Here is a 21,940-nt window from a genome sequence, read left to right on the forward strand (position 1 = left end):
GTGTCCGGCTTCGACCACCTGGCGCTGGGCGACGGCTGCCCGGCGGCCACCCCGGACCCGGAGGGCCGCGTGGCCCGCAGGGCGCTGCCGAGACCCTGACCGTGCGGGGTGCGCGCGGGCCGCGGGCCGGCGGCCCGGACACCAACAGGCGACAGCGCGCCCCTCCGGTGACAAGATCGGCCCAACTCACTCATGCAGTGGGTTCGTTGGCCGACCGCCCTTTGGAGATGTCGTGTCCGAACGTTCCATGCTGTGCCTTCTGGCCACCGCGACCGCCGTTGCCGTGCTCACGGGCTGCACGAGCACCAAGCCCTCCGCTTCGGGCGGCACAGAGGTGGAGTTGGTGAAATCCGGCAAGCTCATGACCTGCACCCATCTGCCCTATGAGCCCTTCCAGATACGCAAGGGCAACGCCATCGTCGGCTTCGACGTGGACCTCGTGGACCTGGTCGCCAAGAAGCTCAAGGTCACCCAGGAGATCGTGGACACGCCCTTCGAGGGCATCCAGAGCGGGGAGGACCTCAACACCCGTAAATGCGATCTGGCCGCGGCGGGCATGACGATCACGCCGGTGCGTGCGAAGAACCTGGACTTCTCCGCCGGCTACTTCGACGCCACGCAGGCCCTGATCGCCAAGAAGGGCTCTTCCTTCACCTCGCTGGCCGCCCTCAAGGGCAAGAAGCTCGGAGTCCAGCAGGGCACCACCGGAGAGACGTACGCGCAGAAGCACGCGCCGGGGGTGACCGCCGTCCAGTTCGAGGATCTGGCTCTGCTGCTCACGGCCGTGAAGACCGGACAGGTCGACGCCGCGGTGGGCGACAACGGTGTGCTCTTCGAGTACGTGCGGAAGAACCCGGATACCGAGGTCACCGCTGAGTTCGATACGGGCGAGAAGTACGGCATCGGGGTCCGTGCCGGAAATGACGCCCTGAGAAAGGAGATCAACTCAGTCATCAGTAAGGCGAAATCCGACGGCAGCTACGACCGCATCTACAAGAAGTGGTTCCCCGCCGCTCCCAAGAAGTGAGGAAGCGCATACCGATGCCGATATCACGCCGACAACGGGCCCGCGCCATTCGGGGTGTTCAGTACGCTGTCCTCGCCGCCGTCCTGCTCGTAGTCGCCCTGGCCGCCGACTGGGGTGAGATCGGGCGGGCGTTCTTCGACGTGGGCGTGGCCAAGGCGCAGTTCCCCGACATCATCACCACCGCCCTCGTCAACACCGTCGTCTACACGCTGCTCGGCTTCAGCTTCGGGCTGGTTGCCGGACTCGTCCTCGCGCTGATGAGGCTGTCGCACGTACCTCCGTACCGCTGGCTGGCCGTTGCCTATATCGAGTTCTTCCGCGGGGTTCCCACTCTGCTGGTCTTCATCGCCCTCGGATTCGGCGTCCCGCTGGCCTTCCAGGTGGCGCTCAACCAGTACGTGACCGTGATGCTGGCTCTGGGACTCGTCGGCGCCGCCTACATGGCGGAGACGATTCGGGCCGGAATCCAGGCGGTCCCCAAGGGGCAGACCGAAGCGGCGCGTTCGCTCGGAATGTCGCAGGGCCGGGCCATGGTGTCCATCATCATTCCGCAGGCCCTGCGTATCGTTCTGCCCCCGCTCACCAATGAACTGATCCTGCTGACCAAGGACTCGTCCCTGGTGTATCTGCTGGGCCTGTCGCTCTCCCAGTACGAGTTGGCCAAGTTCGGCCGGGATGCCCTGAACCAGAATCGCAGCCTGACCCCGATCCTCATCGCCGGACTCTGCTATCTGATCATTACCCTGCCGCTCGGCCATCTGGTCCGGCGGCTCGAAGCGCGTACGGCGAGGGCGAGGTGAACGCGATGAAGGACGTTCCTGTGGCGGACGGCGAGGCGGCGGTGAACACACCGGCGATCGAAGTGCGGGGCCTGCACAAGTCGTTCGGCAAGCTGGAGGTGCTCGCGGGCATCGACTTCACGGTCGGCCGGGGTGAGGTGGTGTGCGTCATCGGCCCGTCCGGCTCGGGCAAGTCCACGCTGCTGCGCTGTGTGAACCTGCTGGAGGAGCCGACCTCGGGGACGATCACGGTGGCCGGCACCGAAGTCACCGACCCGGATGTGGACATCGACAGGGTGCGCAGGCGGATCGGCATGGTCTTCCAGTCGTTCAACCTCTTCCCGCATCTCACGGTGCTGGAGAACCTGACGCTTCCACAGCGACGGGTGCTGGGACGCGACAAGGCGGAGGCGGCCCGGATCGCCCGCGAACGGCTGGCCCGGGTGGGCCTGACCGACAAGGAGTCCACCTACCCGGCGCAGTTGTCCGGCGGCCAGCAGCAGCGGGTGGCCATCGCGCGGGCGCTGGCCATGGACCCGGAGCTGATGCTCTTCGACGAGCCCACCTCCGCCCTCGACCCGGAACTGGTGGGGGACGTCCTGGCCGTGATGCGCTCACTGGCCGACGAGGGCATGACCATGCTCGTCGTCACCCACGAGATGAGCTTCGCCGAGGAGGTGGCGGACCGTGTCGTCTTCATGGACGGCGGGGTCATCGTCGAGGAGGGCACCCCGGCGCAAGTGATCGGCGCGCCGGGTCATGTCCGTACCCGGTCCTTCCTCGCCCGCCTGCTGACCCCGGCCGGCGCGGGCCTGCGTGAGGACGCGGCCGCGGATGCCGACGGGCCGGGAAGGCGGTCGGGTCCGCCCTGAGGGCCGCGCGTCGAGGGCCGAGCTCGGTACCGGGATCGCCATGGCGGACTGAGCCACCAGGCATCCGTCGGGCGGATCCGGGTCCGCGATGCGTTCCAGGGTGCCCGCGAAGAAGGCCGGCACGGCTGCCAGGAGCCGGCCGACGGCACGGGACGGTGCGGCGTCGTACTGCCCTGCGCGCCGGTCTTCACGCCAAGGGATTCCGCTCCGTCCCGCGCCTGTCGTCGCCCGGAGTCACCTCACACGGCGACGAATGTCACCGGCTCGCTCCCTGCCACCGCCTCCGCGCGCCCCAGCTTCACCAGCCGGCGCACATGCGCCTCGGCCTCCGAGACCGCGATGTTCCGTGAGCCGTAAGGGATTTGTTCCCAGGGCCGGTTCCACTCCATCCGTTCGGCCAGCTGCCACGGCGTGAGCGGTTCGGCCAGCAGGGACAGCAGGCCGGTGAGGCGCTCCTCGTGGTGGACGAGGAGTTCCCGCACGCGGCCTGCCGCGTCCGCGAACGCGTGCTGGTGGGCGGGCAGCACCTCCGCGACCCCCAGGGCGCCGATCCGCTCCAGGGAGGCGAGGTAGTCCCCGAGCGGGTCGGTCTCCGTCGCGCTGTCCGGGTGCTCGTAGAGGCCGACGTGCGGGCTGATGCCGGGGAGCAGGTGGTCGCCGGAGAAGAGGCGGCCGCGGCCGGGCAGATTGGCCGGGTGGTCCTCCTCCAGGTGCAGGCAGACATGGCCCGGGGTGTGGCCCGGGGTCCAGATCGCGCGCAGCCGGCGGCCCGCCAGGTCGAGGAGCTCGCCGGGCACGATCTCCCGGTCCGGGAGCGCGGCCCGCAGACCGGGCAGGGTGCGCATCCGGCCGCCCTTCTCACGGGCGGCCAGGAGCGGGGCGATGTGGTCCTCGGGGGCGCCGACCGTCGCCAGTTTCGCCGCGAGGTACGACAGCCAGGTGCCCGGCTCGGACTCCCGGGTCCGGCGGACGATCGCCGTGTCGGCCGCGTGCATCGCGATCCAGGCCCCGGATGCCTCGCGCACCTGCCCCGACAGGCCGTGGTGGTCGGGGTGGTGGTGGGTGATGACCACACCGTGGATGTCGGCGATGTCCACGCCGACCGCCGTGAGTCCGGCCGTCAGGGTGTCCCAGGCCTCGGGGTCGTCCCAGCCGGTGTCGATCAGGACCGGCCCCCGGCCGGTGTCCAGGACATGGACCAGCGTGTGGCCCAACGGGTTGTCAGGGATGGGGACTTTGATGCTGTGGACGCCACCACCGTGGTTCATCACCTGCGTCATGGACTCCCCAATCTCCGCGGCCTCGGCGGCGTGCTTGTCCCGGCCACGACGCGCCGCGTCCACTGTAACGAGAACTTGTTCCAGTGGTAGCCCCGGTCGACCATCTCGTCGGGGCGGCTACCCGACCAGGGTGGCCTTCGGCCGCACGACGCAGAACTCGTTGCCCTCCGGGTCCGTGAGCACGGTCCAGGACTCCTCGCCGGTCTGTCCGATGTCCGCCCGGCGCGCGCCGAGCGCGAGGATGCGTTCGATCTCCGCCTCCCCCTCGGCGGGCTCTGTCGTCAGGTCGAGGTGCAGCCGGTTCTTCACGGTCTTCGTCTCCGGTGCGGGCATGAAACAGATGCCCACCGGGGCGTTCACGTCCGGTCCGATCACCACCTCCCGCTCACGCTCGGATAGAACGCGCCACTTCAGGACGGCGGCCCAGAAGCGGGCCAGGGCGGGCAGGTCGTGTGCGTCGATGACGATGTGGTGGAGAGAAGCGGTCATGGGGGCCAGTGTGCATCGCCGGTCCGCGCTTCGGGCGTTGTCCCAGCCGTGGACTCCTGGAACTGGAACTGGTATCAGTTCTGACAGCGAGTCAGATATCAGCTGCGGACGTCGGAAGCGGGATGCGGATGCCGGACGCAGAACCAGTCAACGAGTCGGGTCACGTGCCGCGTCGCGGGAGGCAGCAGCCATGAGCGAGCTTGTCGAACACGGAAAACTGTTCATCGGCGGGGAGTTGGTCGATCCGCTCGGGCGGGAAGTCATCGAGGTCATCTCCCCGCACACCGAGCAGGTCATCGGCCGCGTGCCGCACGCCGCCGAGGGGGACGTGGACCGGGCCGTCGCCGCCGCCCGCCGGGCGTTCGACGAGGGGCCGTGGCCCCGGATGGCACTGGATGAGCGGATCGCCGTCGTCACGCGGATCAAGGACGCGTTCGCCGTGCGGTACGAGGAGATCGCCCGCGTCATCAGCTCGGAGAACGGCACCCCGTACAGCTCCAGCGTCATGGTGCAGGCCCTCGCCGCGATGATGGTGTGGGACGCGGCGATCACCGTCGCCCGCACCTTCCCGTACGAGGAGCGCAGGGACGGGGCGCTCGGGCCGCTGCTGGTGCGCCGTGAGCCCGTCGGGGTGGTCGCGGCCGTCGTGCCGTGGAACGTGCCGCAGTTCACCGCCGCCGCCAAACTCGCGCCCGCGCTGCTCGCCGGGTGCTCGGCCGTCCTGAAGGTGTCGCCCGAATCTCCGCTCGACGCCTACATCCTGGCCGAGATCGTCGCGGAGGCCGGGCTGCCCGAAGGCGTGCTGTCGATCCTGCCCGCCGACCGCGAGGTCAGCGAGTACCTGGTCGGGCACCCCGGCGTCGACAAGGTCTCCTTCACCGGGTCCGTCGCCGCCGGACGGCGCGTCATGGAGGTCGCTTCGCGAAACCTCACCCGCGTCACCCTGGAACTGGGCGGGAAGTCCGCCGCCGTGATCCTCCCCGACGCCGATCTCACGGCCGCCGTCGCGGGCATCGTGCCCTTCGCCTGGATGATCAACGGGCAGGCCTGTGTGGCCCAGACCCGCATTCTCGTGCCGCGCTCCCGGTACGAGGAGACCGCCGAGGCGTTCGCGGCGGCGGCCGGTGCGCTCAAGGTCGGCGACCCGCTCGACCCGGCCACCGAACTCGGCCCGCTCGTCGCGCGGCGCCAGCAGCAGCGCTCCCTCGACTACATCCGGATCGGCCAGGAGGAGGGCGCCAAGATCCTCACCGGCGGCGGGCGTCCGGCCTCCCAGGAGCGCGGCTGGTACGTCGAGCCGACGCTCTTCGGGGACGTCGACAACTCCATGCGCATCGCCCGCGAGGAGATCTTCGGGCCGGTCATCTGCCTGTTGCCGTACGGCGACGAGGACGAGGCCGTGAAGATCGCCAACGACTCCGAGTACGGGCTCAGCGGCAGCGTCTGGACCGCCGACACCGAACGCGGCATCGACATCGCCCGCCGGGTCAGGACCGGCACGTACAGCGTGAACACCTTCAGCCTCGACATGCTCGGGCCGTTCGGCGGCTACAAGAACTCCGGTGTGGGAAGGGAGTTCGGGCCCGAGGGGTACGGGGAGTACTTCGAGCACAAGATGATCCATCTGCCCGCCGGGTACGGGGGAGCGTCCTGATGGGGGACCGGTGGAGCGTCGAGGTCGACCGGGGCGTGTGCATCGGGTCGGGGATGTGCGTCAACCACGCACCGGACGGCTTCCGGCTGGACTCCGCCCGGCAGTCCCGTCCCGTCGACCCGGAGACCGACGCCAACGAGCGGGTCCTCGCGGCCGCCGAGGGGTGTCCGGTCGAAGCGATCACCGTGTCCCTGGCCGACTCGGGGGAAGTGGTGTTCCCGCCGGAGGACTGAGAGCCGGTCCGCGAGCCCCGGCACCTGTTCCCCGATCCCCGGCACCTGTTCCGTGAGCCCCGGCACCTGTTCCGTGGTCCCCGCCACCCGCTCGGGGTGTGGCCTGCCACACCCCGAGCGGGTGGCGGACCGCAGTGACCGGGGAGGGGGCGCCGCGACAGAGTCACCAGCATGTCCACAACGACACCACCCACCACCCGGCCCGGACCGTCCCGCACCCCGGGTGTACCCGTCCGCGCGGCCACCGTGCTCACCGCCCTCGCGATGGCCCTCGGCACCGCCTTCGTACTCGCCCCCGGTCCGGTGGCCGGGAGCCTGTCCGGCGGCGGCTACGACGGCCGGCGCGGGCTCGAAGACCATCTCTCCGCTTCCTTCGTCGACTACTGGGCGGCCGGTGAGCGGGGCTTCCCCCCGGGCCTGAGGGACGTCGTCGACTACTGGTCCCGCTACCACCTGGTCAAGGCCGTGGTCGCCGCGGTCCTGCTGGCCGTACTCATCGCGCTCGGCGTGCTGCTGCGGAAGGCGTACCTGCGGGCCGGCGGGCTCACCGCCGGGAGGCGGGCCGCCCTCGCGTCCGCCGGGGCGGCCGTCGCGGCGTTCGCGCTGTTCTCGCTGGCGATGGTGATGGCGAACGTCCAAGGAGCGGTGGCGCCCTTCTCCTCGCTGCTGTCGATGCTGCCGCTCCACGCGCCCCACGGGGAGCTGGCCGGCACCCTCGATGAGATCGGACGGCAACTGGGCGGCTACCCGGACGCCGGCGGCGCGACCCCGCCCCCCGTCGAGGTGATGGTCGGCGACTTCGGGCGCTACCACGCCGTGCTGGCCGTGGCCGCGACGGCGGCGGCGCTCACCGCTGCCGCGATGAGCGCGGTGTCGTGGCGGAGGTTCGCCGCGACAGTGCCGTCCGACCGGTGGACCAGGCGCGTACTCCGGTCGTCCGGCCTGCTCCGGGCCCTGCTGGCGGCAGCCGTCGCCGTGATCGCCGTGGCGAACACGGCCACCGCGGCCGACCCGGCCCCCGCGCTCCTGGCCTTCTTCGAAGGCGGCTGGTGAGGGGAGGTCCTCAGCCGTTGAGGTGGGCGAGGACGGCGAGCACCCGGCGGTGCCGCGTGTCGTCGGGCGGCAGGCCGAGCTTCGCGAAGACGTTGCCGATGTGCTTCTCCACCGCGCTGCCGGAGAGCACCATGCGCCGGGCGATGGCCGTATTGGAATGGCCCTCGGCCATCAGCGCCAGCAACTGCCTCTCGCGCGCGGTCAGCTTCTCCAGCGGGTCGTCCCGCCGCCGCCGGGCCAGCAACTGGGCGACGACCTGCGGATCGAGCACCGTCGCGCCCCCGGCGACGCGCACCAGGGCGTCCAGGAACTCCTCGACCCTGGCGACCCGCTCCTTCAGCAGGTAGCCGACCGCGCCGGCCCCGTCCGCGAGCAGATCGGCGGCGTAGGACACCTCCACGTACTGGCTGAGCACCAGCACGGGGGCGCCGGGCAACAGGCTGCGGGCGGTGGCCGCCGCGCGCAGCCCCTCGTCCGTGTGCGTCGGCGGCATCCGCACATCGACGACCGACACGTCCGGGCGGTGCGCGAGCACCGCCTCGACCAGGGCGGGGCCGTCACCGACCGCCGCCACCACCTCGTGGCCGTCCTCGGAGAGCAGCCGGACCAGCCCCTCGCGCAGCAGCACCGCGTCATCCGCGACGACGATCCGCAGCGGCTCCCGGAAGGCGGGGACCACCGGTGTTCCCGGCGCCGCGCCGTCGCCGGTCACTGACATGGCAGCTCCGCCGTGACCGTTGTCGGGCCGCCCTCGGGGCTGTCGACCGTCAGCCGGCCGCCGACCGCCCGCGCCCGGTCGGCCAGACCCCACAGTCCGTGTCCTTCGGCCGGCGCCGCACCGCCCACCCCGTCGTCCGTCACCCAGACCCGCAGGGTTCCCCCGGTGTGGCGCAGCCCGACCGTGCACCGGCGGGCGTGGCTGTGCTTGGCCACGTTCGTCAGCGCCTCGGCGACCACGAAATACGCGGCCGTCTCGATTCCGGGCTCCAGCCGGCGGTTCAGGGGAGCGGTGTCGAGCCCGGCGGGGACGACACCGCGCGCGGCCAGGGCGCGCAGCGCCTCCCGGAGCCCCCGGTCGGTGAGGACCGGCGGGGCGATGCCCCGTGACAGGGCCCGCAGTTCGTCCAGGGCCTCCTGGGTCCGCAGGACCGCGTCCGCGAGTGCGGCCCTGACCAGTTCAGGTCTGCGGTCGAAGTGGTGCTGGGCGCGGCCCAGTTCCATCGCCAGCCGGACCAGCTGCTGCTGGGGCCCGTCGTGGATGTCGCGCTCCAGCCGCCGCAGCGCGGCGGTCTCCGCCGTCACCGCCGCGACGGCCTGCGCGCGGGCGGTGTCGCGCTCCTGCTCAAGGCCGCTGATCCGGCGGTGCAGCGCCGACATGTTCGACAGGAGCGCCTGCCCGAGGCCGGCCTGGGCGGCGACGCACACCCGGGTCAGCAGCGGCAGGGCCGACAGCACCAGCACGCCGACCGAGAGGGCGAACGCGATCCGCCCGGACGGCGACGTCAGGCCCAGGCTCAGCGCGACATGGGACCGGTCGCTGCCCGCGTACAGGGTCATGGGCCGCAGCGAACCGGGCGCGACCTCGTTGCGCAGCGGGTACGTGAGGGTCGCGAGGCCCACGAACCACCACAGCGCCGTCACCACCCAGGTGACCAGCACGACGGGGAGCACCAGCACCGCGTGCGCCAGGTCGAGCCACAGCTCCGGGTCGGCCGCGCCGTCCGTCTCCTTCGACCTCGGCCGCCGGCCCGCACCGCGCGCCGCGCCGGTCCGGGCCCGCACCGCGCCGATCCGCCACCACTCCAGATCGCCGGGCCACCGGGCCAGTGCCAGGGCGCGGGCCGTACCGGGCGACCCGCCCGGCACCAGCGAACCGGCCGTCGCGGCGCACAGGCCGCCGGCCACCAGCAGCAGACCGGCCGCCGCGCTCAACGGCGCGGTGAGGAGATACAGGGATTCCACGAGCGTGCGACGCCCGACGCGGACAGCAGGACCGGCGCCCGGCCGCCACCGGCCCGCGACCACGGAGGGCAGCGACTCAGCCATGACCTCAGCATAATCGCGCGGGCCGGCGGCGCTGCGGCGCGACGGCCGGGCACGGGGCGGACCAGGGCGCGGGGACGCGGGGCGTCAGCGGCGGTCCGGGGTCCTCAGCGGTGCGGGGCCTCAGGTGCGCTGGGCCCTCAGCGGTCCGGGGCTCCGGACAGCAGGTGCAGGCGCAGCGCCAGCTGGAGCTCCAGCGCGCGGTCCGGCTCGTTCCAGTCCCGTCCCAGCAGCACCTGTATCCGGTCCAGCCGCTGCACCACCGTGTTCACGTGCACGTGCAGCTCGTCCTTGGCCCGGATCAGGCTGCCGCCCGCGCCGAAGTACGCGCCCAGCGTCCGCACCAGGTGGGTGCCGCGCTGCGCGTCGTACTCCAGCAGCGGCCCCAGCGCCGCCGAGACGAAGCCGCCGACGTCCTGCCCGTTGCCCAGCACCACGCCCAGGAAGCCCAGTTCGTCCACGCACGCGCCCTCACCCGTACGCCCCAGCACCCGCATCGCCCGCAGGCAGCGCGCCGCCTCCGCGTACGCGGCGGCCAGCTCCCGCGCGCCCCTGGCCGGGCCCGCGGCGGCGACGGTGACCGGGGTCTGGGCCAGCTGGCCGAGCTGGGCCGCCGCCGAGCGGGCCACGGCCCCGGCCGCCGGACCGGAACCGCCCGCCTCGATCAACAGCACCACCGCGCCCGCGTGTTCGGCGCTCACCCCGTGGATCTCCCCGCCGAACAGATAGCGCATCGCGGCCGGGGCCAGCCGCCCCCGGGCGCCGGTCTCCGCGACCAGCAGCAGATGCGGGCGGTCCAGGTCGATGCCGAGGCGGCGGCCGCGCTCGACGAGCCCGGCCGGGTCGCGGGCGGTGTCCGTCAGCAGGTCGGCGATCAGTTCGCCGCGGATGCGGTTCTCGGTCTCGGCCACCGTGCGCCGCAGCAGCAGGAGGAGCCCGGTGACCACCGCCGACCGCTCGAACAGCCGGCGGTCGGAGTCGTCGAGGTGCCGGCCGCGGTGCAGCACCAGACCGGCGAGCAGCTCCTGTCCGGCGAGCACCGCGCAGACCACCCGCCCGTCGCGGTGCACCGCGCGCGCCCCGGTACGGGACTCCTCGGCCGCCTCCGCCAGCCAGCCGGCGTCCATGCTGTCGGCGGCGAAGCCCGTACCGTCCGGGCGGACCGCGGCCAGCGGGCGCCCGCCCGGGTCGTGGATGGTCAGGGGGGAGTCGAGGAGTCCGGCGACGGCCGCCGCCACGTCCCTGACGTCCCGGCCGCGCAGCACCAGGTCCGTCAGCCGGTCGTGCGACTCCTCCGCCCGCCGCATGGCCGCCGAGTGCGCCCGTACCGAGGCATTGGCCTCGGCCAGCTCCGCGTTCGCCTCGGCCAGTTCGGCGAGTGCGGAGGTGGTGTCGGCCAGGGCGCGGGCGGTGTCGATGGCGATCGCGGCGTGCGCGGCCAGCGAGCACAGCAGGGCGACCTCGTCGGGGCTGAAGACCCGGGGCGCGCGGTCCGCCGCGAAGAGGACGCCGATCACCTTGCCGGTGCCCCCGCGGCTGGAGCCGAGCAGCAGCGGCACGCCCAGGATGGCGACCAGGCCCTCGTCCAGCACCCCGGCATTGATGTTGCGGGTGTGGTGGAAGCGCTCGTCGGTGCGGTAGTCCGGCGTCGCGTACGGGCTCGCCGTCTGCGCCACGAGACCGCCGAGCCCCTCGCCGAGTTCGAGGCGCAGTCGCTGGAAGAGCAGCGACACCGACCCGTCGGTCACCCGCATGTAGGTGTCGCCCGCCTCCTCGTCCGGGAGCGTGAGGTAGGCCGTGTCCGTCCCCAGCAGCATCCTGGCCCGCCGCACGATCGCCTTCAGCACGTCGTCCAGATCGCGGGATGCCGCCAGGTCGCCCGCCGTGTCGAAGAGCGCGGTGAGCTGGAGCTCACGCCGCCGGTGCTGGCGCAGGGCGCCCCTGATCCGCAGCGCGGTGGCCGTGGCCCGCTCCACCTCGGCCAGCTCGCCCGCCGGCACCCCGTCGGCCCGCGCCGTCGACAGGACCGCGCCCAGCGCCTCGGCGGGGGCGTCGTCGCCCAGCAGGTCGAACAGGTGCCGGAGATGGGGTGCGGCGGAGGGGGGCGGTTCAGACATGGCGGCCGTTCGTAGACAGGGGGTGGGAGGGCTCAGTTGGCGGTCCAGCCGCCGTCCATGGAGAGCGAGGTGCCGGTGATGTGACCGGTGCGCGGACCGCACAGCCACAGGACGGCCTCGGCGACGTCCGCCGGCTCGATCAGCCGCTTGATCGCGCTGCGCTCCAGCATCACCCGCCCCACCACCTCCTCCTCCGAGATGCCGTGGTTGCGGGCCTGGTCGGCGATCTGGTCCTCCACCAGGGGGGTGCGTACGTAGCCGGGGCAGACGCAGTTGCTCGTCACCCCGTGCTCCGCCGCTTCGAGCGCCACCACCTTGCTCAGCCCCTCCAGTGCGTGCTTGGCCGTCACATAGGCCGATTTGTACGGGCTGGCGCGCAGCCCGTGCACCGACGAGATGTTGACCACGCGCCCCCAGCCGCGTTCGTACATGCCCGGCAGGGTCCGGCGCAAGATGCGGAACGGGGTCTCCACCATCACGCGCTGGATCAGCGCGAAGCGCTCCGGCGGGAACGCGTGGACGGGGGCGACGTGCTGGAGCCCCGCGTTGTTGACCACCACGTCCGCGTCGGCCGGCAGCGTGTCGACGACCGAGGGATCGGCCAGGTCCACCACCCAGGCCGTCCCGCCGATCTCCGCGGCCAGACTCCTGGCGGCCTCACCGGCCTTGTCCACCACGTGCACATGGGCGCCGGCCGCCGCGAGCGCCAGCGCACAGGCCCGCCCGATCCCGCTCGCCGCACCGGTCACCAGCGCGGTCCGCCCGGCCTGCGGAGGTGCCAGGGGTGCCTGCGCCGGTCCGCCGCCGGGGGAGGGCGCGGAAGGCTCGTGATCGGGTCTGCGGGAAGTCTCCATGGCCGTCACCGTAGGTACGCGGCGGCCCTTGTCACACGGGGCCGGTGCACACACCCTCCCGCCCCGGCATGGTGGCGGCGTACATGGTGCGTGCCCCGGCCCCGGGCCGTCAGTGCGCGGCGTCCAGCACCGCCCGCTGCTCCGGGGTCAGCTCCAGGTCCACCGCCGCCAGGCTCTCGTCCAGCTGCGCCACCGACGAGGCGCCGACCAGCGGGACGACCGGCACCTCGCCGCCGATGAGCCAGGCCAGCACCACCTGGTTGGGGGTCGCCCCGGTCTCCTCGGCCACCGCCCGCAGCGCCGCCTGCCGGGCAGGCGTGCCCGAGTGGTCGAACTCCGGTCCCAGCGGCCGGTCCGCCCGGCTGTAGGCGCCGCTGAGCAGCGGTGAGTAGGCGACCGGGACCAGGGCAGGTTCGTGGCGGAGGTAGCTCAGCAGGTCGCCCGCCAGCACGCCCTCCTGGCCGTCGGGGGAGCGCGGGCTCGGCTGGTCCGTGCGCTGTCGCAGATAGCTGTGGTGGTACTGGAGGACCTCGTACCCGGGCAGACCGGCGGCCGCCGCGAGCGCCCGCGCCCGCTCGACCTGCCACGCCCAGTGGTTGCTGACGCCCAGCAGCCCGACGGTGCCCTCCGCGACCAGCTCCGCGAACGCCCCGACGGTCTCCTCCGGCGGCACGGCGTGGTCCTGGACATGGGCGTAGAGCAGGTCCAGCTTCTCCACCCCGAGGTTCTCCCGGCTGCGCTCGGCCGACTCCCGGACGATCTTGGCGGACAGGCCCTCGATATCGCGGGTGAACCCGCTGCTCGGTGCGTTCGGACGGGCCCCCAGCTTGGTCGCGATGACGATCCCGTCGGCCGCCGCGCCCCGGCTGCGCCGCCAGCGGCCGAGCAGTCGCTCGCTCTCCCCGCCCTGGGTGCCGTCGACCCAGAACGCGTAGTTGTCGGACGTGTCGACGAAGGTGCCGCCGGCCTCGGCGTACCGGTCGAGGATCGCGAACGAGGCCGCCTCGTCGGTGAGCGTGCCCATCCGCATGGCGCCGAGGCTGAGCACGCTCACCTCGCGACGGGTCTTCGGACTGGTGCCGATGGTGCGGTAGCGCATGCGGGTCCCTTCTCCAGCAGCCCTTTGCAGTAAGGGCGTTGGGCGGCAGTCTGCGTGCTGGAGTGCACTCGATGTCAACCGCCGGCCCGCCGCGCAAGGGCGGCGGCGCACACAGCCGGGTCCCGGGAGTGTCCGCCGGTCCCATGGGCGCGGGCGGGCGCTGCTCGTAGGTTCCGGCAGCAGCCCGTACCCCCGCACGTACCGACCAGGGAGGCACCCGTGCGCCCACCGATCCTGAGACGTCTCTTCCGCCGCGCCGCGTCCACGGCCGTCCTCGGCCTGCTCGCGGCCACGCTGAGCACCACGGCCGCCCAGCCGGCCGCCGCGGCCGGCGGCCTCCAGCAGGTCACCGGCTTCGGCTCCAACCCCGGCAACCTCCAGATGTACGAGTACACCCCGGCCGGACTCCCCGCGAACGCGCCCTTGGTCGTCGCCCTGCACGGCTGTACGCAGACGGCCGACGCGTACTACGCCGACTCCGGCTGGGCGGAACTGGCCGACCGGTGGGGCTTCGACGTCGTCTTCCCGCAGACCACGGCCGCGAACAACGCGCTCTCCTGCTTCGGCTGGTTCGACCCCGCCGAGGACACCCGGGGCAAGGGCGAGGCCGCCTCGGTCGTGCAGATGGTGGAGAAGGCGAAGCAGAGCCGGGGCTCGGACGCCGCCCGGGTGTACGTCACCGGCCTCTCGGCGGGCGGCGGCATGACCGCGGACCTGCTGGCCGCCTACCCGGACGTGTTCGCGGGCGGCTCGGTGGCCTCGGGGCTGCCCGCGCAGTGCGCGACGAGCCAGGCGGCCGCCTCCGGCTGCCAGACCGGCCCGCAGAAACTCAGCCCCGCGCAGTGGGGCGACAAGGTCCGCGCCGCCTATCCCGGCTACAGCGGCCCCCGGCCCCGGGTGGCGATCTGGCAGGGCACCTCGGACTACACCGTGTACCCGGCCAACGCCACAGCCCTGCGCGACCAGTGGACGGACGTCTGGGGCATCGGCCAGACCCCGTCCGCCACCGACACCCTCCCCGGCAACACCACGCGCAGCGTCTACAACGACTCGGCGGGCCGGCCGGCCGTGGAGACGTACACCGTCTCCGGCATGGGCCACGGCCTTGCGGTGAGTCCCGGTCCGGGGGCCGAGCAGTGCGGGAAGACGGCCGCGTACTTCCTGAACGCGATCTGTTCCTCCTACTACACGGGCGTCTTCTGGGGCCTGGACGGCGGCACCCCGGGCGGCGGCGACGACGGGCTGCCGGCCCCGGCCGGTGTGACCGTCACCGGCACCACCGACACCACCGCCTCCCTGTCCTGGAACGCGGTCGAGGGCGCCGCCTCGTACGCGGTCCTGCGCAACGGCACGAAGATCGCGTCCCCGTCCGGCACGACCCACACGGACACCGGCCTCACCGCCGGGACCGCCTACCGCTACACCGTGGCGGCCGTGGACTCCGACGGCACGGCGGGCACCGCATCGGACCGGGTGACGGCGACCACCACCGGCGGCAGCGCACCCGCCCGGTGCTGGACGGCCACCAACTACGCGCAGGTGGCCGCCGGCCGGGCCCACACCGCCGGCGGGTACGTCTACGCCAACGGTTCCGAGGCGAACATGGGCCTGTACAACGTGTTCGTCAGCCACACCCTCAAGGAGTCACCCGCGGGGTACTTCGTGATCGCGGACAGCGGCTGCACCACGGGCTGACACGTGCGGTGGGCCGGGCCCGGCAGGCAACTGCCTGGCCCGGCCCACCGGTTCAGCCAGGCAGGCAACTAACCTGCCCGGCCCACCGGTTCAGGCCCGCGCGTACGCCACCAGCCGGTCCGCGATCTCCCGCGCGCCCGCCTCGCCGGTGAGCACCGTGTAGTGGTTCACGTCCGCCGCCGCCACCGGCGTCAGCCGGGTCCCGGCGAGATCCGCCGCCGCGAGGCGCTTCTCGTCGTACAGGCCCTGCTCCTCGTCCATCAGACCGCGCGCCGCCCACAGCAGCGTCGCCCCGACGGGCAGTTTCCGTACCGCCGAGAGCACCTCCTCGTCGAAGAGGCCGACGCCGTCCGTGCGGATCGCCTCGATCCGGCACGACGAGCGCAGGGCCGGTTCCGCGCCCGTCAGATCGCGCTGGATGTAGGCGTCCACCTCGTCCGACCAGGCGCCCGCGAACGCGGGATGAGCCTGCCAGAAGGCGCGGTAGGCGGCCCGGTCCGCGAACGTCATCGACAGCCGGTCCATCGCCGGGCCGATCACCGCCGTCATCAGCTCGTCCGGCGACAGGTGCGCGGGCGCCGGGAAGCCGATGCCGCCGTCGACGAGCAGCAGCGGTCCGAAGCGCTCCGGGTGGCGGACCGAGGCGAGCGCCGCGACGAACGCCCCCATCGAGTGGCCCGCCAGCACCACCCGGTCCACGCCCAGCGCCTCGGTCAGGGCGGCGGTGTCATCGGCGTGGGCGGCGATGCCGTACGGGCCCGGCAGCCCCGAACTCCCCGCCCTGCCGCGCAGGTCCGGGGCGACCAGGGTGACGCGTCCGGCCAGTTGCCGGGCGACCGTGCCCCAGGAGAGCGCGTTGGCCGTGATGCCGTGCAGCGCGACCACCACCGGCGCGTCCGGCTCGGCGGCCGGCCAGCGTACGGCCGCCAGTTCGCCCCCGGTGACGGGGACCTTGATCTCTTCGTACGGAATCACGGGTTTCCGTTCTCCTTCCGGAGCGGGGTACGGGGCGGGGTCTCCTCGGCGGGCCCGCGCCGGCGTGACGCGGCGAGCCTGGAGGGCAGTCGGGCCAGACCGCCGGGCAGCAGATGTACCACGGCCACGAACAGCACGCCCAGCAGGAACAGCGGCTGGGAGAGCGGGACCCGGAGCACCGCCGGGAGACCGGCGACCGCGCCCGAACCGGCCAGGTCGCCGAGCCGGTGGTCGGCCCAGGTGTAGAGGATGCCGCCGGCCATCGGGCCCCAGCGGGTCCCGGACCCGCCCAGCACCACCATCACCAGCAGCGAGAGCGTGAAGTCGGACGTGGTCGTCTGCGGGGTGGAGCCGCCGGTCAGCAGCAGGTGCACGATGCCGCCGAGCGCGGCGAGCGCGCCGGCCAGGACGAAGGCCGTCAGCTTGAACCCGTACGGCCTCAGCCCCAGCACCTCCACCCGGCGCTCGTTCTCCTTGATCCCCTCCCAGACGCGTCCGGTGGGGGAGCGGACCGCCCAGTGGACGACGCCCAGGGTGAGGACGAGGTAGGCGAGCGCGATCCAGTACAGGTTCGCCGTGTTGTCGATGCCGACGAGCCAGGAGGGCAGCAGACCGGCCGGTGCCGCCCGGCCCTCCTCGCCGCCGGTGACGCCACCGGGGTTGCGGGAGACCAGGATCGAGCCCGCCTGGGCGAAGGCCAGCGTCACCATGGAGAAGCCGATGCCGGTGACGCGCAGGCTCACCGAGCCCAGGACCAGGGCCAGCGCGATCCCGAAGCAGAGCCCGAGGAGCGCGGCCGCCGCGAAGGGGAGCCCCGCCTCCAGCAGGAACACGTTGGTGGCGTAGCTGCCCGCCGCGAAGTACAGGGCGTGGCCGAAGGAGAGCAGCCCGGTGCGCCCGAGCAGCAGGTCGTAGCCGGTGGCCAGAGCGCCGAACAGCAGGCAGGTGGCGATGAGTTGCAGGCTGCCCGCGCTGCCGAGCGGCCCGTCCAGCAGCCCCGGTACGGGAACGGCGCTGTACGGTGCCACGACCAGGACCAGCAGCACGGCGGCGGGCAGCCACCTGCGCAGCAGCCGGGACGGGCCCGGGGGCGCGGGGGCGGCCGGGGTGCGGCCGCCGGTGCGGTCGGGTGTCTCGATGGCGGTGCTCACGCGAGCCTCCCCGTCAGTCCGCGCGGGCGGATCAGCAGCAGCGCGGCGAGCAGGACGACGACCGCCAGGTCGCCGAGTCCCGCCGCGGTGTAGTAGTTGGCGAACTGCTGTACCAGGCCGATGACCACGGACGCCGCGGCGGCGCCGGTCACCGAGCCCATGCCGCCGGTGACCACCACGACGAACGCGAAGATCAGCAGCGAGGTGCCCTGGCGCGGGTCGACCGAGCCGAAGTACAGCCCGCCGAGCGCCCCGCCCAGCGCGGCGGCGCAGCCCCCGATCGCGAAGACGAGGGTGAACGCCCTGCGGACGTCGATGCCGAGCGCGGTGACCATCGCCCGGTCCTCGACCCCGGCCCGTACGACGAGGCCGTGCCGGGTCCGGCCCAGGAAGAGCCGCAGCGCCACCAGGACCACGACCGCCGCCGCCACCAGGACGAGCCGGTTGACCGGGACCTGCGCGCCGAACAGCCCGAAGGTGCCGGACAGGGCCTCGGGCCCGGGGAAGGTCCGGGCGTCCGCGCCCCAGATCCCCGACAGCAGCGCGGGGACCGCGAGCCCCACCCCGACGGTGGCGAGCACCTGCTCGCGCGGCCGGGTGTAGAGCGGGCGGACGACGGCGAGTTCCAGGAGCACGGCGGCCGCGGTGCCCACCGCCGTACCGAACAGCACCGCGAGGACGAAGCCGGCCCCGCCGGGGCCCGCGCCGGGCAGATTCCCGGACGCCGCCCACCAGGTGCCGTACGCGCCGATGGAGAGCAGCGCGCCGTGCGCGAAGTTGAGCACGTCCATCAGGCCGAAGATCAGCGAGAGTCCGGACGCGACGAGGAAGTAGAGGGCTCCCAGACCGAGTCCGGTCATGGTGAGCAGCACGATGGTGGACATCAGGAATCCGCCTCCACAAAGGGTGCTCCGGTGGCCGGACCGTGTCCCACGCCGAGCAGCCGGCGGGCCGCCTGCGCGTCGCCGAGCAGCTCGTCGGCCGGGCCCCGGTGGGCGGTCCGGCCGTCGGCCAGCACCACGCAGTGCCCGGCGAGCCGGCGTACGACGGCGAGGTTCTGCTCCACGAGCAGCACCGGCACCGCCTCCGCGGCCCGCTCCAGCACCCGCGCCACCTCGGTGACCACCTTCGGCGCGAGGCCCTTGGTCGGCTCGTCCGCGATGATCAGCCGGTTGGCGTTGAGCAGGGTGCGGCCGATGGCGACCATCTGCTGCTGACCACCGGACAGCGTGCCGGCCAACTGCCTTGCCCGCTGTTTGAGTTCGGGGAAGAGTTCATGGACGAGGGGGTAGTCGGGCTCACCCGCGCCGCGCCGTTCGGCCAGCCGCAGGTTCTCCGCCACGGTCAGCCCGGCGAAGATCCCCCGGTCCTCCGGGGCGTAGCCCACGCCCCGCCGCACCACGGCGTGGGTGGGCAGCGACACGGTCTCCTCGCCGTCCAGCCGGACGCTGCCGGTGCGTGGGACGAGGCCCATGACGCCCCGGACGGTGGTGGTCTTCCCGGCGCCGTTGCGGCCCAGGAGTGCGGTCACGCCGTGGGCGGCGACGTCCAGGGCGACGCCGTGCAGGATGTGCCTGCCGCCGATCAGGACCCGCAGGTCCCGTACGTCGAGCAGGGGCGGCTCGCTCACAAACCCTCCCCGAGGTAAGCCTGTTGTACGGCTCTGTCGGCGGTGACGGCCTCCGGGGTGTCCAGGGCCAGCAGCCGCCCGTGGTGCATCACCGCGAGCCGGTCGGCCAGACCGAGGAGCACGTCCATGTGGTGCTCGACCATCAGGACGGTGCGCCCCTCCTCCCGGTGCAGGGTGCGGATCAGTTCGGTGAGCGCGGGGACCTCCTCGGCGCTCACCCCGGCCATCGGCTCGTCGAGCAGCATCAGCCGGGGCTCGCCGACCAGCAGCACGGCCAGCTCCAGCTTCCGCTTCTCGCCGTGCGACAGTTCGGCGGCGGTGGCCCCGGCCCGGTGGCCCAGACCGGTGCGCTCCAGTACGCCGGTCACCTCGGCGGTGTACGGGTCGGCGCGCCGCCAGAGCCGGTACGAGCCGCCCCGGGCGGCCTGCGCGGCCAGCCGGACGTGGCCGGCCACCGTCATCGCGGGCCAGAGGCTGGACGTCTGGAACGTCCGGCCGACGCCGCGCCGGGCGCGGACGTGCGCGGGCCGGTCCGTCATGTCGGCGCCGTCCAGCGTGACGCTGCCGGAGGTCGGCATGACCGTGCCGCTGATCAGGTTGAACAGGGAGGTCTTTCCGGCCCCGTTGGGGCCGATGAACGCGAGGAACTCGCCCTCGCGGACGTCGAGCGTGATGTCCTTCAGGATCGTCGCGCCACCGACGCTCCAGCCCAGCCCGTCGAGGCGGAGCACGGGGCCGGTGGAGTCCGCGGCGTCCGCCCGGCCGTCCCGCCGGCCGAGGGGGTGCGGTGCGGTCATGGTTCAGCCCGCCGAGGGCTTCACCGGCGGCGCCACGGCGTCCATCGGCTCGGTGTCCAGCAGCTCCGGCTTCGCGGCGGCGCCCTTGCCGGTCAGCCGGGCCACGAACATCGGCTGCACCAGGGCGTGGTCCTCGGCCCGGACCTGCGCCTTGCCCTTCACCCCGTCGAAGGACCAGCCCTCCAGGGCCTTCACCATCGCGGCCGGGTCGGTGGCGCTGCCCCCGGCCACGGCGCGCACGACCATCTGGGCCGCGGTGAAACCGTCCGGGGTGAACAGGTCGGGGGTGCCGCCGGCCTTCCGCACCGAGCCGAGCATCGCCTTCTCCACCGCGTTGCCGCCGCCCGCGCCCGGGAAGTAGTGCGCCAGGAACGACACCTTGGCCCCCGCCGCTCCGAAGACCGGGTACGAGGCGGTCCCGGCCAGCCCGGTGACGACCTTGCCCGCGCCCAGCACGCCCTGCTGGTCCAGTGCGGTCCACAGGGCCGGCGCGGTGGAGCCGGCCCAGGCCACGAAGACCAGATCCGGCCCGCCCGCCTTGACCTGCCGGGCGAACGGCGTCAGGTCCGTCGCGCTGGGCGGCGCCAGCACGGAGCCCACCTTCGCGCCCTTCGCGCCGAGCACCGCCTTGACCGCGGCGACGTTCGCCTGGCCGAAGGTGGAGTCCTGGGCGAGCACCGTGACCTTCTTGCCCTTGGCGTCCCCGAGCATCGCGCCCGCCGTGAGGATGTCCTGGTAGGACTGGCGGCCCGAGCGGAAGGTGTAGTCGTTGATGCCGGTCACCGCGTCGGTGGCGGCCGGCCCGCTGATGTACAGCACCTTGTTCTGGGCGGCGAGCGGCGCCATCTGGAGGGCGACGCCGGAGTCGGTGGTGCCGGCCAGCACCTTGTAGCCCTTGCCGATCAGGTTCTTCGCCGCCGAGACGGCCTTGCCGGGGTCGCCCGCGTCGTCCTGCTCGGTGACCTCGATGCGGTGGCCCGCGACCTTGCCGGTGCCCTTGGTCGCGTAGTCCAGGCCCGCCATGAAGCCGTCCCGGTACTGCTTGCCGTAGTCCGCGAGCAGCCCCGTCCGCGAGTAGACCAGGCCCACCTTCACACTCGACGTGCCGGCGGACTTCCCGGCCCCGGCGTCCTCGCTGCCCGCCTTCCCGGCGGCGCTGCACCCGGTCAGCAGCAGGCCGGCGGCGGCCAGTGCGGCGACGGCCGGCAGGGCTGCGGGGCGGGCGGTGCGGGTGGCCCCGCCGGTTGTGCGGGCTCTGCTCGTATCGCTGGCTCTGCGACGCATGGTGACCGGCTCCTCGGCGTGTTCCTGTGATGTCGCCGAACCGTATGAACACCGTGCCGTCGTCGATATGGTGCAGGGCACCTCACCTGACCGGCGATGCGTGTGGGCACCGCACATGGGCGGCGCCCGGCCGCTCAGCGGGCCTGGTCCGGCGCCGTCACGTCGATCAGCCGGCACACCGTCTCGATGTCTATCTTCACCTGTGCGATCGACGCCCGGCCGGACAGCCAGGTGATCAGCGCCGAGTGCCAGGTGTGCTCGATCACCCGGACGGCCGAGAGCTGCTCGGGCGTCGGGTGCTCGAGCCCCATCGAGTCCAGAATGATCGCCGTGGTGAGGCGCGAGACGGTGTCCACCTCGGGGCTCACGCTGCGGTCCGCGAAGGTCAGCGCGCGCACCATCGCGTCCGCCAGATGCGGTTCCCGCTGGAGCGCGCGGAACGCCCGCATCAGGGTGTCGGCGACCCGGTCCGCGGCGTCGGCCCCGGCGGGGGGACGTTTGCGCAGCGTGCCGTGCATGTGCTGGAGCTGGTCCTGCATGGTGGCGACCAGCAGGTGGACCTTGGACGGGAAGTAGCGGTACAGGGTGCCCAGGGCGACCCCGGCGGCCTCCGCCACCTCGCGCATCTGGACGGCCTCGAAACCGCCCCTGCTGGCGAGCTGCGCACTGGCGTGCAGGATGCGGCGGCGGCGGGCCTCCTGGCGTTCCGTCAGGGGCGGCGATGCCGGTCTGGCTTCCGCTGTCATGTGTCCCATCCCCGTGGCTTCTGTCCGCGACCGCGAGGACGCGAAGGCCGGTCCGGCGGCGCACAGCATGCCAGGGTGTGTGCCGTGGCGCGAATCACCTGATCCGGCCGTTGCACCGTCGCTACCTGCCGGTAGATTCGTAGCTTGTTGAACGATCCGGTC

Annotated in this window: 21 protein-coding genes and 1 pseudogene; 7 read left to right on the plus strand and 15 right to left on the minus strand. The window is 73.0% G+C overall.

Annotation, left to right across the window (positions count from 1 at the left end):
* Positions 1 to 232 precede the first annotated feature (232 nt).
* The 3 genes from ACGFU6_RS11145 to ACGFU6_RS11155 are packed head-to-tail and all read left to right on the plus strand — an operon-like array spanning position 233 to position 2,678.
* Positions 233 to 1,027: an ABC transporter substrate-binding protein gene (locus ACGFU6_RS11145; RefSeq protein WP_393609827.1), complete on the plus strand. Its 795-nt coding sequence runs from the start codon at positions 233 to 235 to the stop codon at positions 1,025 to 1,027.
* A gap of 14 nt (positions 1,028 to 1,041) precedes the next feature.
* Positions 1,042 to 1,827, plus strand: coding sequence for an amino acid ABC transporter permease (locus ACGFU6_RS11150; RefSeq protein ID WP_393609828.1), 786 nt, complete (start codon positions 1,042 to 1,044; stop codon positions 1,825 to 1,827).
* Positions 1,828 to 1,832: 5 nt separating this feature from the next.
* The gene (locus ACGFU6_RS11155) at positions 1,833 to 2,678 is read left to right on the plus strand and encodes an amino acid ABC transporter ATP-binding protein (RefSeq protein ID WP_393609829.1); all 846 of its coding nucleotides are present in this window, start codon (positions 1,833 to 1,835) and stop codon (positions 2,676 to 2,678) included.
* 6 nt (positions 2,679 to 2,684) lie between these two features.
* Here ACGFU6_RS11155 and ACGFU6_RS11160 read toward each other — a convergent pair.
* The 3 genes and pseudogenes from ACGFU6_RS11160 to ACGFU6_RS11170 form a co-directional block, all read right to left on the minus strand.
* Positions 2,685 to 2,861 (minus strand): annotated as a pseudogene (locus tag ACGFU6_RS11160) (TetR/AcrR family transcriptional regulator); the annotation flags it as partial.
* A gap of 56 nt (positions 2,862 to 2,917) precedes the next feature.
* Positions 2,918 to 3,958: an MBL fold metallo-hydrolase gene (locus ACGFU6_RS11165; RefSeq protein WP_393609831.1), complete on the minus strand. Its 1,041-nt coding sequence runs from the start codon at positions 3,956 to 3,958 to the stop codon at positions 2,918 to 2,920.
* A gap of 117 nt (positions 3,959 to 4,075) precedes the next feature.
* The gene (locus tag ACGFU6_RS11170; RefSeq protein ID WP_393609833.1) at positions 4,076 to 4,447 is read right to left on the minus strand and encodes a VOC family protein; all 372 of its coding nucleotides are present in this window, start codon (positions 4,445 to 4,447) and stop codon (positions 4,076 to 4,078) included.
* 190 nt (positions 4,448 to 4,637) lie between these two features.
* On the opposite strand from ACGFU6_RS11170, the gene ACGFU6_RS11175 reads away from it, so the two are divergent.
* From ACGFU6_RS11175 to ACGFU6_RS11185, 3 genes are all read left to right on the plus strand, one after another.
* On the plus strand, positions 4,638 to 6,101 hold the full coding sequence (locus ACGFU6_RS11175; RefSeq protein ID WP_393609835.1) for an aldehyde dehydrogenase: 1,464 nt from the start codon (positions 4,638 to 4,640) through the stop codon (positions 6,099 to 6,101).
* Complete coding sequence (locus ACGFU6_RS11180) at positions 6,101 to 6,334, plus strand: ferredoxin (protein WP_393609836.1); 234 nt, start codon at positions 6,101 to 6,103, stop codon at positions 6,332 to 6,334. The genes ACGFU6_RS11175 and ACGFU6_RS11180 overlap by 1 nt, the downstream gene beginning before the upstream one ends.
* A 171-nt stretch (positions 6,335 to 6,505) precedes the next feature.
* The gene (locus ACGFU6_RS11185; RefSeq protein ID WP_393609838.1) at positions 6,506 to 7,387 is read left to right on the plus strand and encodes a hypothetical protein; all 882 of its coding nucleotides are present in this window, start codon (positions 6,506 to 6,508) and stop codon (positions 7,385 to 7,387) included.
* 10 nt (positions 7,388 to 7,397) lie between these two features.
* On the opposite strand, the gene ACGFU6_RS11190 is transcribed toward ACGFU6_RS11185, so the two are convergent.
* The 5 genes from ACGFU6_RS11190 to ACGFU6_RS11210 form a co-directional block, all read right to left on the minus strand.
* Positions 7,398 to 8,042: a response regulator gene (locus ACGFU6_RS11190; RefSeq protein WP_393610296.1), complete on the minus strand. Its 645-nt coding sequence runs from the start codon at positions 8,040 to 8,042 to the stop codon at positions 7,398 to 7,400.
* A 53-nt stretch (positions 8,043 to 8,095) separates the two neighbouring features.
* Positions 8,096 to 9,433 carry a sensor domain-containing protein gene (locus ACGFU6_RS11195; RefSeq protein WP_393609840.1) on the minus strand — a complete coding sequence of 446 codons (1,338 nt, stop codon included), beginning with the start codon at positions 9,431 to 9,433 and terminating at the stop codon, positions 8,096 to 8,098.
* Positions 9,434 to 9,570: 137 nt separating this feature from the next.
* Positions 9,571 to 11,547 (minus strand): helix-turn-helix domain-containing protein, encoded by a 1,977-nt coding sequence (locus tag ACGFU6_RS11200; protein WP_393609842.1) that lies wholly within the window; start codon positions 11,545 to 11,547, stop codon positions 9,571 to 9,573.
* Between the two features lie 32 nt (positions 11,548 to 11,579).
* Complete coding sequence (locus tag ACGFU6_RS11205) at positions 11,580 to 12,401, minus strand: 3-hydroxybutyrate dehydrogenase (RefSeq protein ID WP_393609843.1); 822 nt, start codon at positions 12,399 to 12,401, stop codon at positions 11,580 to 11,582.
* 109 nt (positions 12,402 to 12,510) lie between these two features.
* On the minus strand, positions 12,511 to 13,500 hold the full coding sequence (locus ACGFU6_RS11210) for an aldo/keto reductase (RefSeq protein WP_393609845.1): 990 nt from the start codon (positions 13,498 to 13,500) through the stop codon (positions 12,511 to 12,513).
* 219 nt (positions 13,501 to 13,719) lie between these two features.
* Between ACGFU6_RS11210 and ACGFU6_RS11215 the strand changes: the two genes are divergently transcribed.
* Positions 13,720 to 15,195 carry a PHB depolymerase family esterase gene (locus tag ACGFU6_RS11215; RefSeq protein WP_393609847.1) on the plus strand — a complete coding sequence of 492 codons (1,476 nt, stop codon included), beginning with the start codon at positions 13,720 to 13,722 and terminating at the stop codon, positions 15,193 to 15,195.
* Positions 15,196 to 15,285: 90 nt separating this feature from the next.
* On the opposite strand, the gene ACGFU6_RS11220 is transcribed toward ACGFU6_RS11215, so the two are convergent.
* From ACGFU6_RS11220 to ACGFU6_RS11250, 7 genes are all read right to left on the minus strand, one after another.
* Entirely contained in the window at positions 15,286 to 16,170 is an 885-nt protein-coding gene (locus ACGFU6_RS11220; RefSeq protein WP_393609849.1) for an alpha/beta fold hydrolase, read from the minus strand.
* Positions 16,167 to 17,321 (minus strand): branched-chain amino acid ABC transporter permease, encoded by a 1,155-nt coding sequence (locus ACGFU6_RS11225; RefSeq protein WP_393609850.1) that lies wholly within the window; start codon positions 17,319 to 17,321, stop codon positions 16,167 to 16,169. Before ACGFU6_RS11225 ends, ACGFU6_RS11220 begins: the two co-directional genes overlap by 4 nt.
* Complete coding sequence (locus ACGFU6_RS11230) at positions 17,318 to 18,205, minus strand: branched-chain amino acid ABC transporter permease (protein WP_393609852.1); 888 nt, start codon at positions 18,203 to 18,205, stop codon at positions 17,318 to 17,320. Before ACGFU6_RS11230 ends, ACGFU6_RS11225 begins: the two co-directional genes overlap by 4 nt.
* Positions 18,205 to 18,951, minus strand: a complete 747-nt coding sequence (locus tag ACGFU6_RS11235) for an ABC transporter ATP-binding protein (RefSeq protein ID WP_393609854.1) — start codon at positions 18,949 to 18,951, stop codon at positions 18,205 to 18,207. Before ACGFU6_RS11235 ends, ACGFU6_RS11230 begins: the two co-directional genes overlap by 1 nt.
* The gene (locus ACGFU6_RS11240; protein ID WP_393609856.1) at positions 18,948 to 19,748 is read right to left on the minus strand and encodes an ABC transporter ATP-binding protein; all 801 of its coding nucleotides are present in this window, start codon (positions 19,746 to 19,748) and stop codon (positions 18,948 to 18,950) included. The genes ACGFU6_RS11235 and ACGFU6_RS11240 overlap by 4 nt, the downstream gene beginning before the upstream one ends.
* A 3-nt stretch (positions 19,749 to 19,751) precedes the next feature.
* Entirely contained in the window at positions 19,752 to 21,032 is a 1,281-nt protein-coding gene (locus tag ACGFU6_RS11245; protein WP_393609858.1) for a substrate-binding domain-containing protein, read from the minus strand.
* A gap of 134 nt (positions 21,033 to 21,166) precedes the next feature.
* Positions 21,167 to 21,778, minus strand: coding sequence for a TetR family transcriptional regulator (locus ACGFU6_RS11250; RefSeq protein ID WP_393609860.1), 612 nt, complete (start codon positions 21,776 to 21,778; stop codon positions 21,167 to 21,169).
* Positions 21,779 to 21,940: the final 162 nt, after the last annotated feature.

The sequence above is a fragment of the Streptomyces sp. NPDC048462 genome (assembly GCF_043200175.1).
In the GTDB taxonomy this organism is placed as follows: Bacteria; Actinomycetota; Actinomycetes; order Streptomycetales; family Streptomycetaceae; genus Streptomyces.

Bases quoted from the DNA above. Each gene is read 5' to 3' on its own strand.
- ACGFU6_RS11150 (WP_393609828.1), top strand. From the start codon at position 1,042: ATGCCGATATCACGCCGACAACGGGCCCGCGCCATTCGGGGTGTTCAG.
- ACGFU6_RS11155 (WP_393609829.1), top strand. From the start codon at position 1,833: ATGAAGGACGTTCCTGTGGCGGACGGCGAGGCGGCGGTGAACACACCG.
- ACGFU6_RS11165 (WP_393609831.1), bottom strand. From the start codon at position 3,958: ATGACGCAGGTGATGAACCACGGTGGTGGCGTCCACAGCATCAAAGTC.
- ACGFU6_RS11170 (WP_393609833.1), bottom strand. From the start codon at position 4,447: ATGACCGCTTCTCTCCACCACATCGTCATCGACGCACACGACCTGCCC.
- ACGFU6_RS11175 (WP_393609835.1), top strand. From the start codon at position 4,638: ATGAGCGAGCTTGTCGAACACGGAAAACTGTTCATCGGCGGGGAGTTG.
- ACGFU6_RS11180 (WP_393609836.1), top strand. From the start codon at position 6,101: ATGGGGGACCGGTGGAGCGTCGAGGTCGACCGGGGCGTGTGCATCGGG.
- ACGFU6_RS11185 (WP_393609838.1), top strand. From the start codon at position 6,506: ATGTCCACAACGACACCACCCACCACCCGGCCCGGACCGTCCCGCACC.
- ACGFU6_RS11195 (WP_393609840.1), bottom strand. From the start codon at position 9,433: ATGGCTGAGTCGCTGCCCTCCGTGGTCGCGGGCCGGTGGCGGCCGGGC.
- ACGFU6_RS11200 (WP_393609842.1), bottom strand. From the start codon at position 11,547: ATGTCTGAACCGCCCCCCTCCGCCGCACCCCATCTCCGGCACCTGTTC.
- ACGFU6_RS11205 (WP_393609843.1), bottom strand. From the start codon at position 12,401: ATGGAGACTTCCCGCAGACCCGATCACGAGCCTTCCGCGCCCTCCCCC.
- ACGFU6_RS11210 (WP_393609845.1), bottom strand. From the start codon at position 13,500: ATGCGCTACCGCACCATCGGCACCAGTCCGAAGACCCGTCGCGAGGTG.
- ACGFU6_RS11230 (WP_393609852.1), bottom strand. From the start codon at position 18,205: ATGTCCACCATCGTGCTGCTCACCATGACCGGACTCGGTCTGGGAGCC.
- ACGFU6_RS11240 (WP_393609856.1), bottom strand. From the start codon at position 19,748: ATGACCGCACCGCACCCCCTCGGCCGGCGGGACGGCCGGGCGGACGCC.
- ACGFU6_RS11245 (WP_393609858.1), bottom strand. From the start codon at position 21,032: ATGCGTCGCAGAGCCAGCGATACGAGCAGAGCCCGCACAACCGGCGGG.
- ACGFU6_RS11250 (WP_393609860.1), bottom strand. From the start codon at position 21,778: ATGACAGCGGAAGCCAGACCGGCATCGCCGCCCCTGACGGAACGCCAG.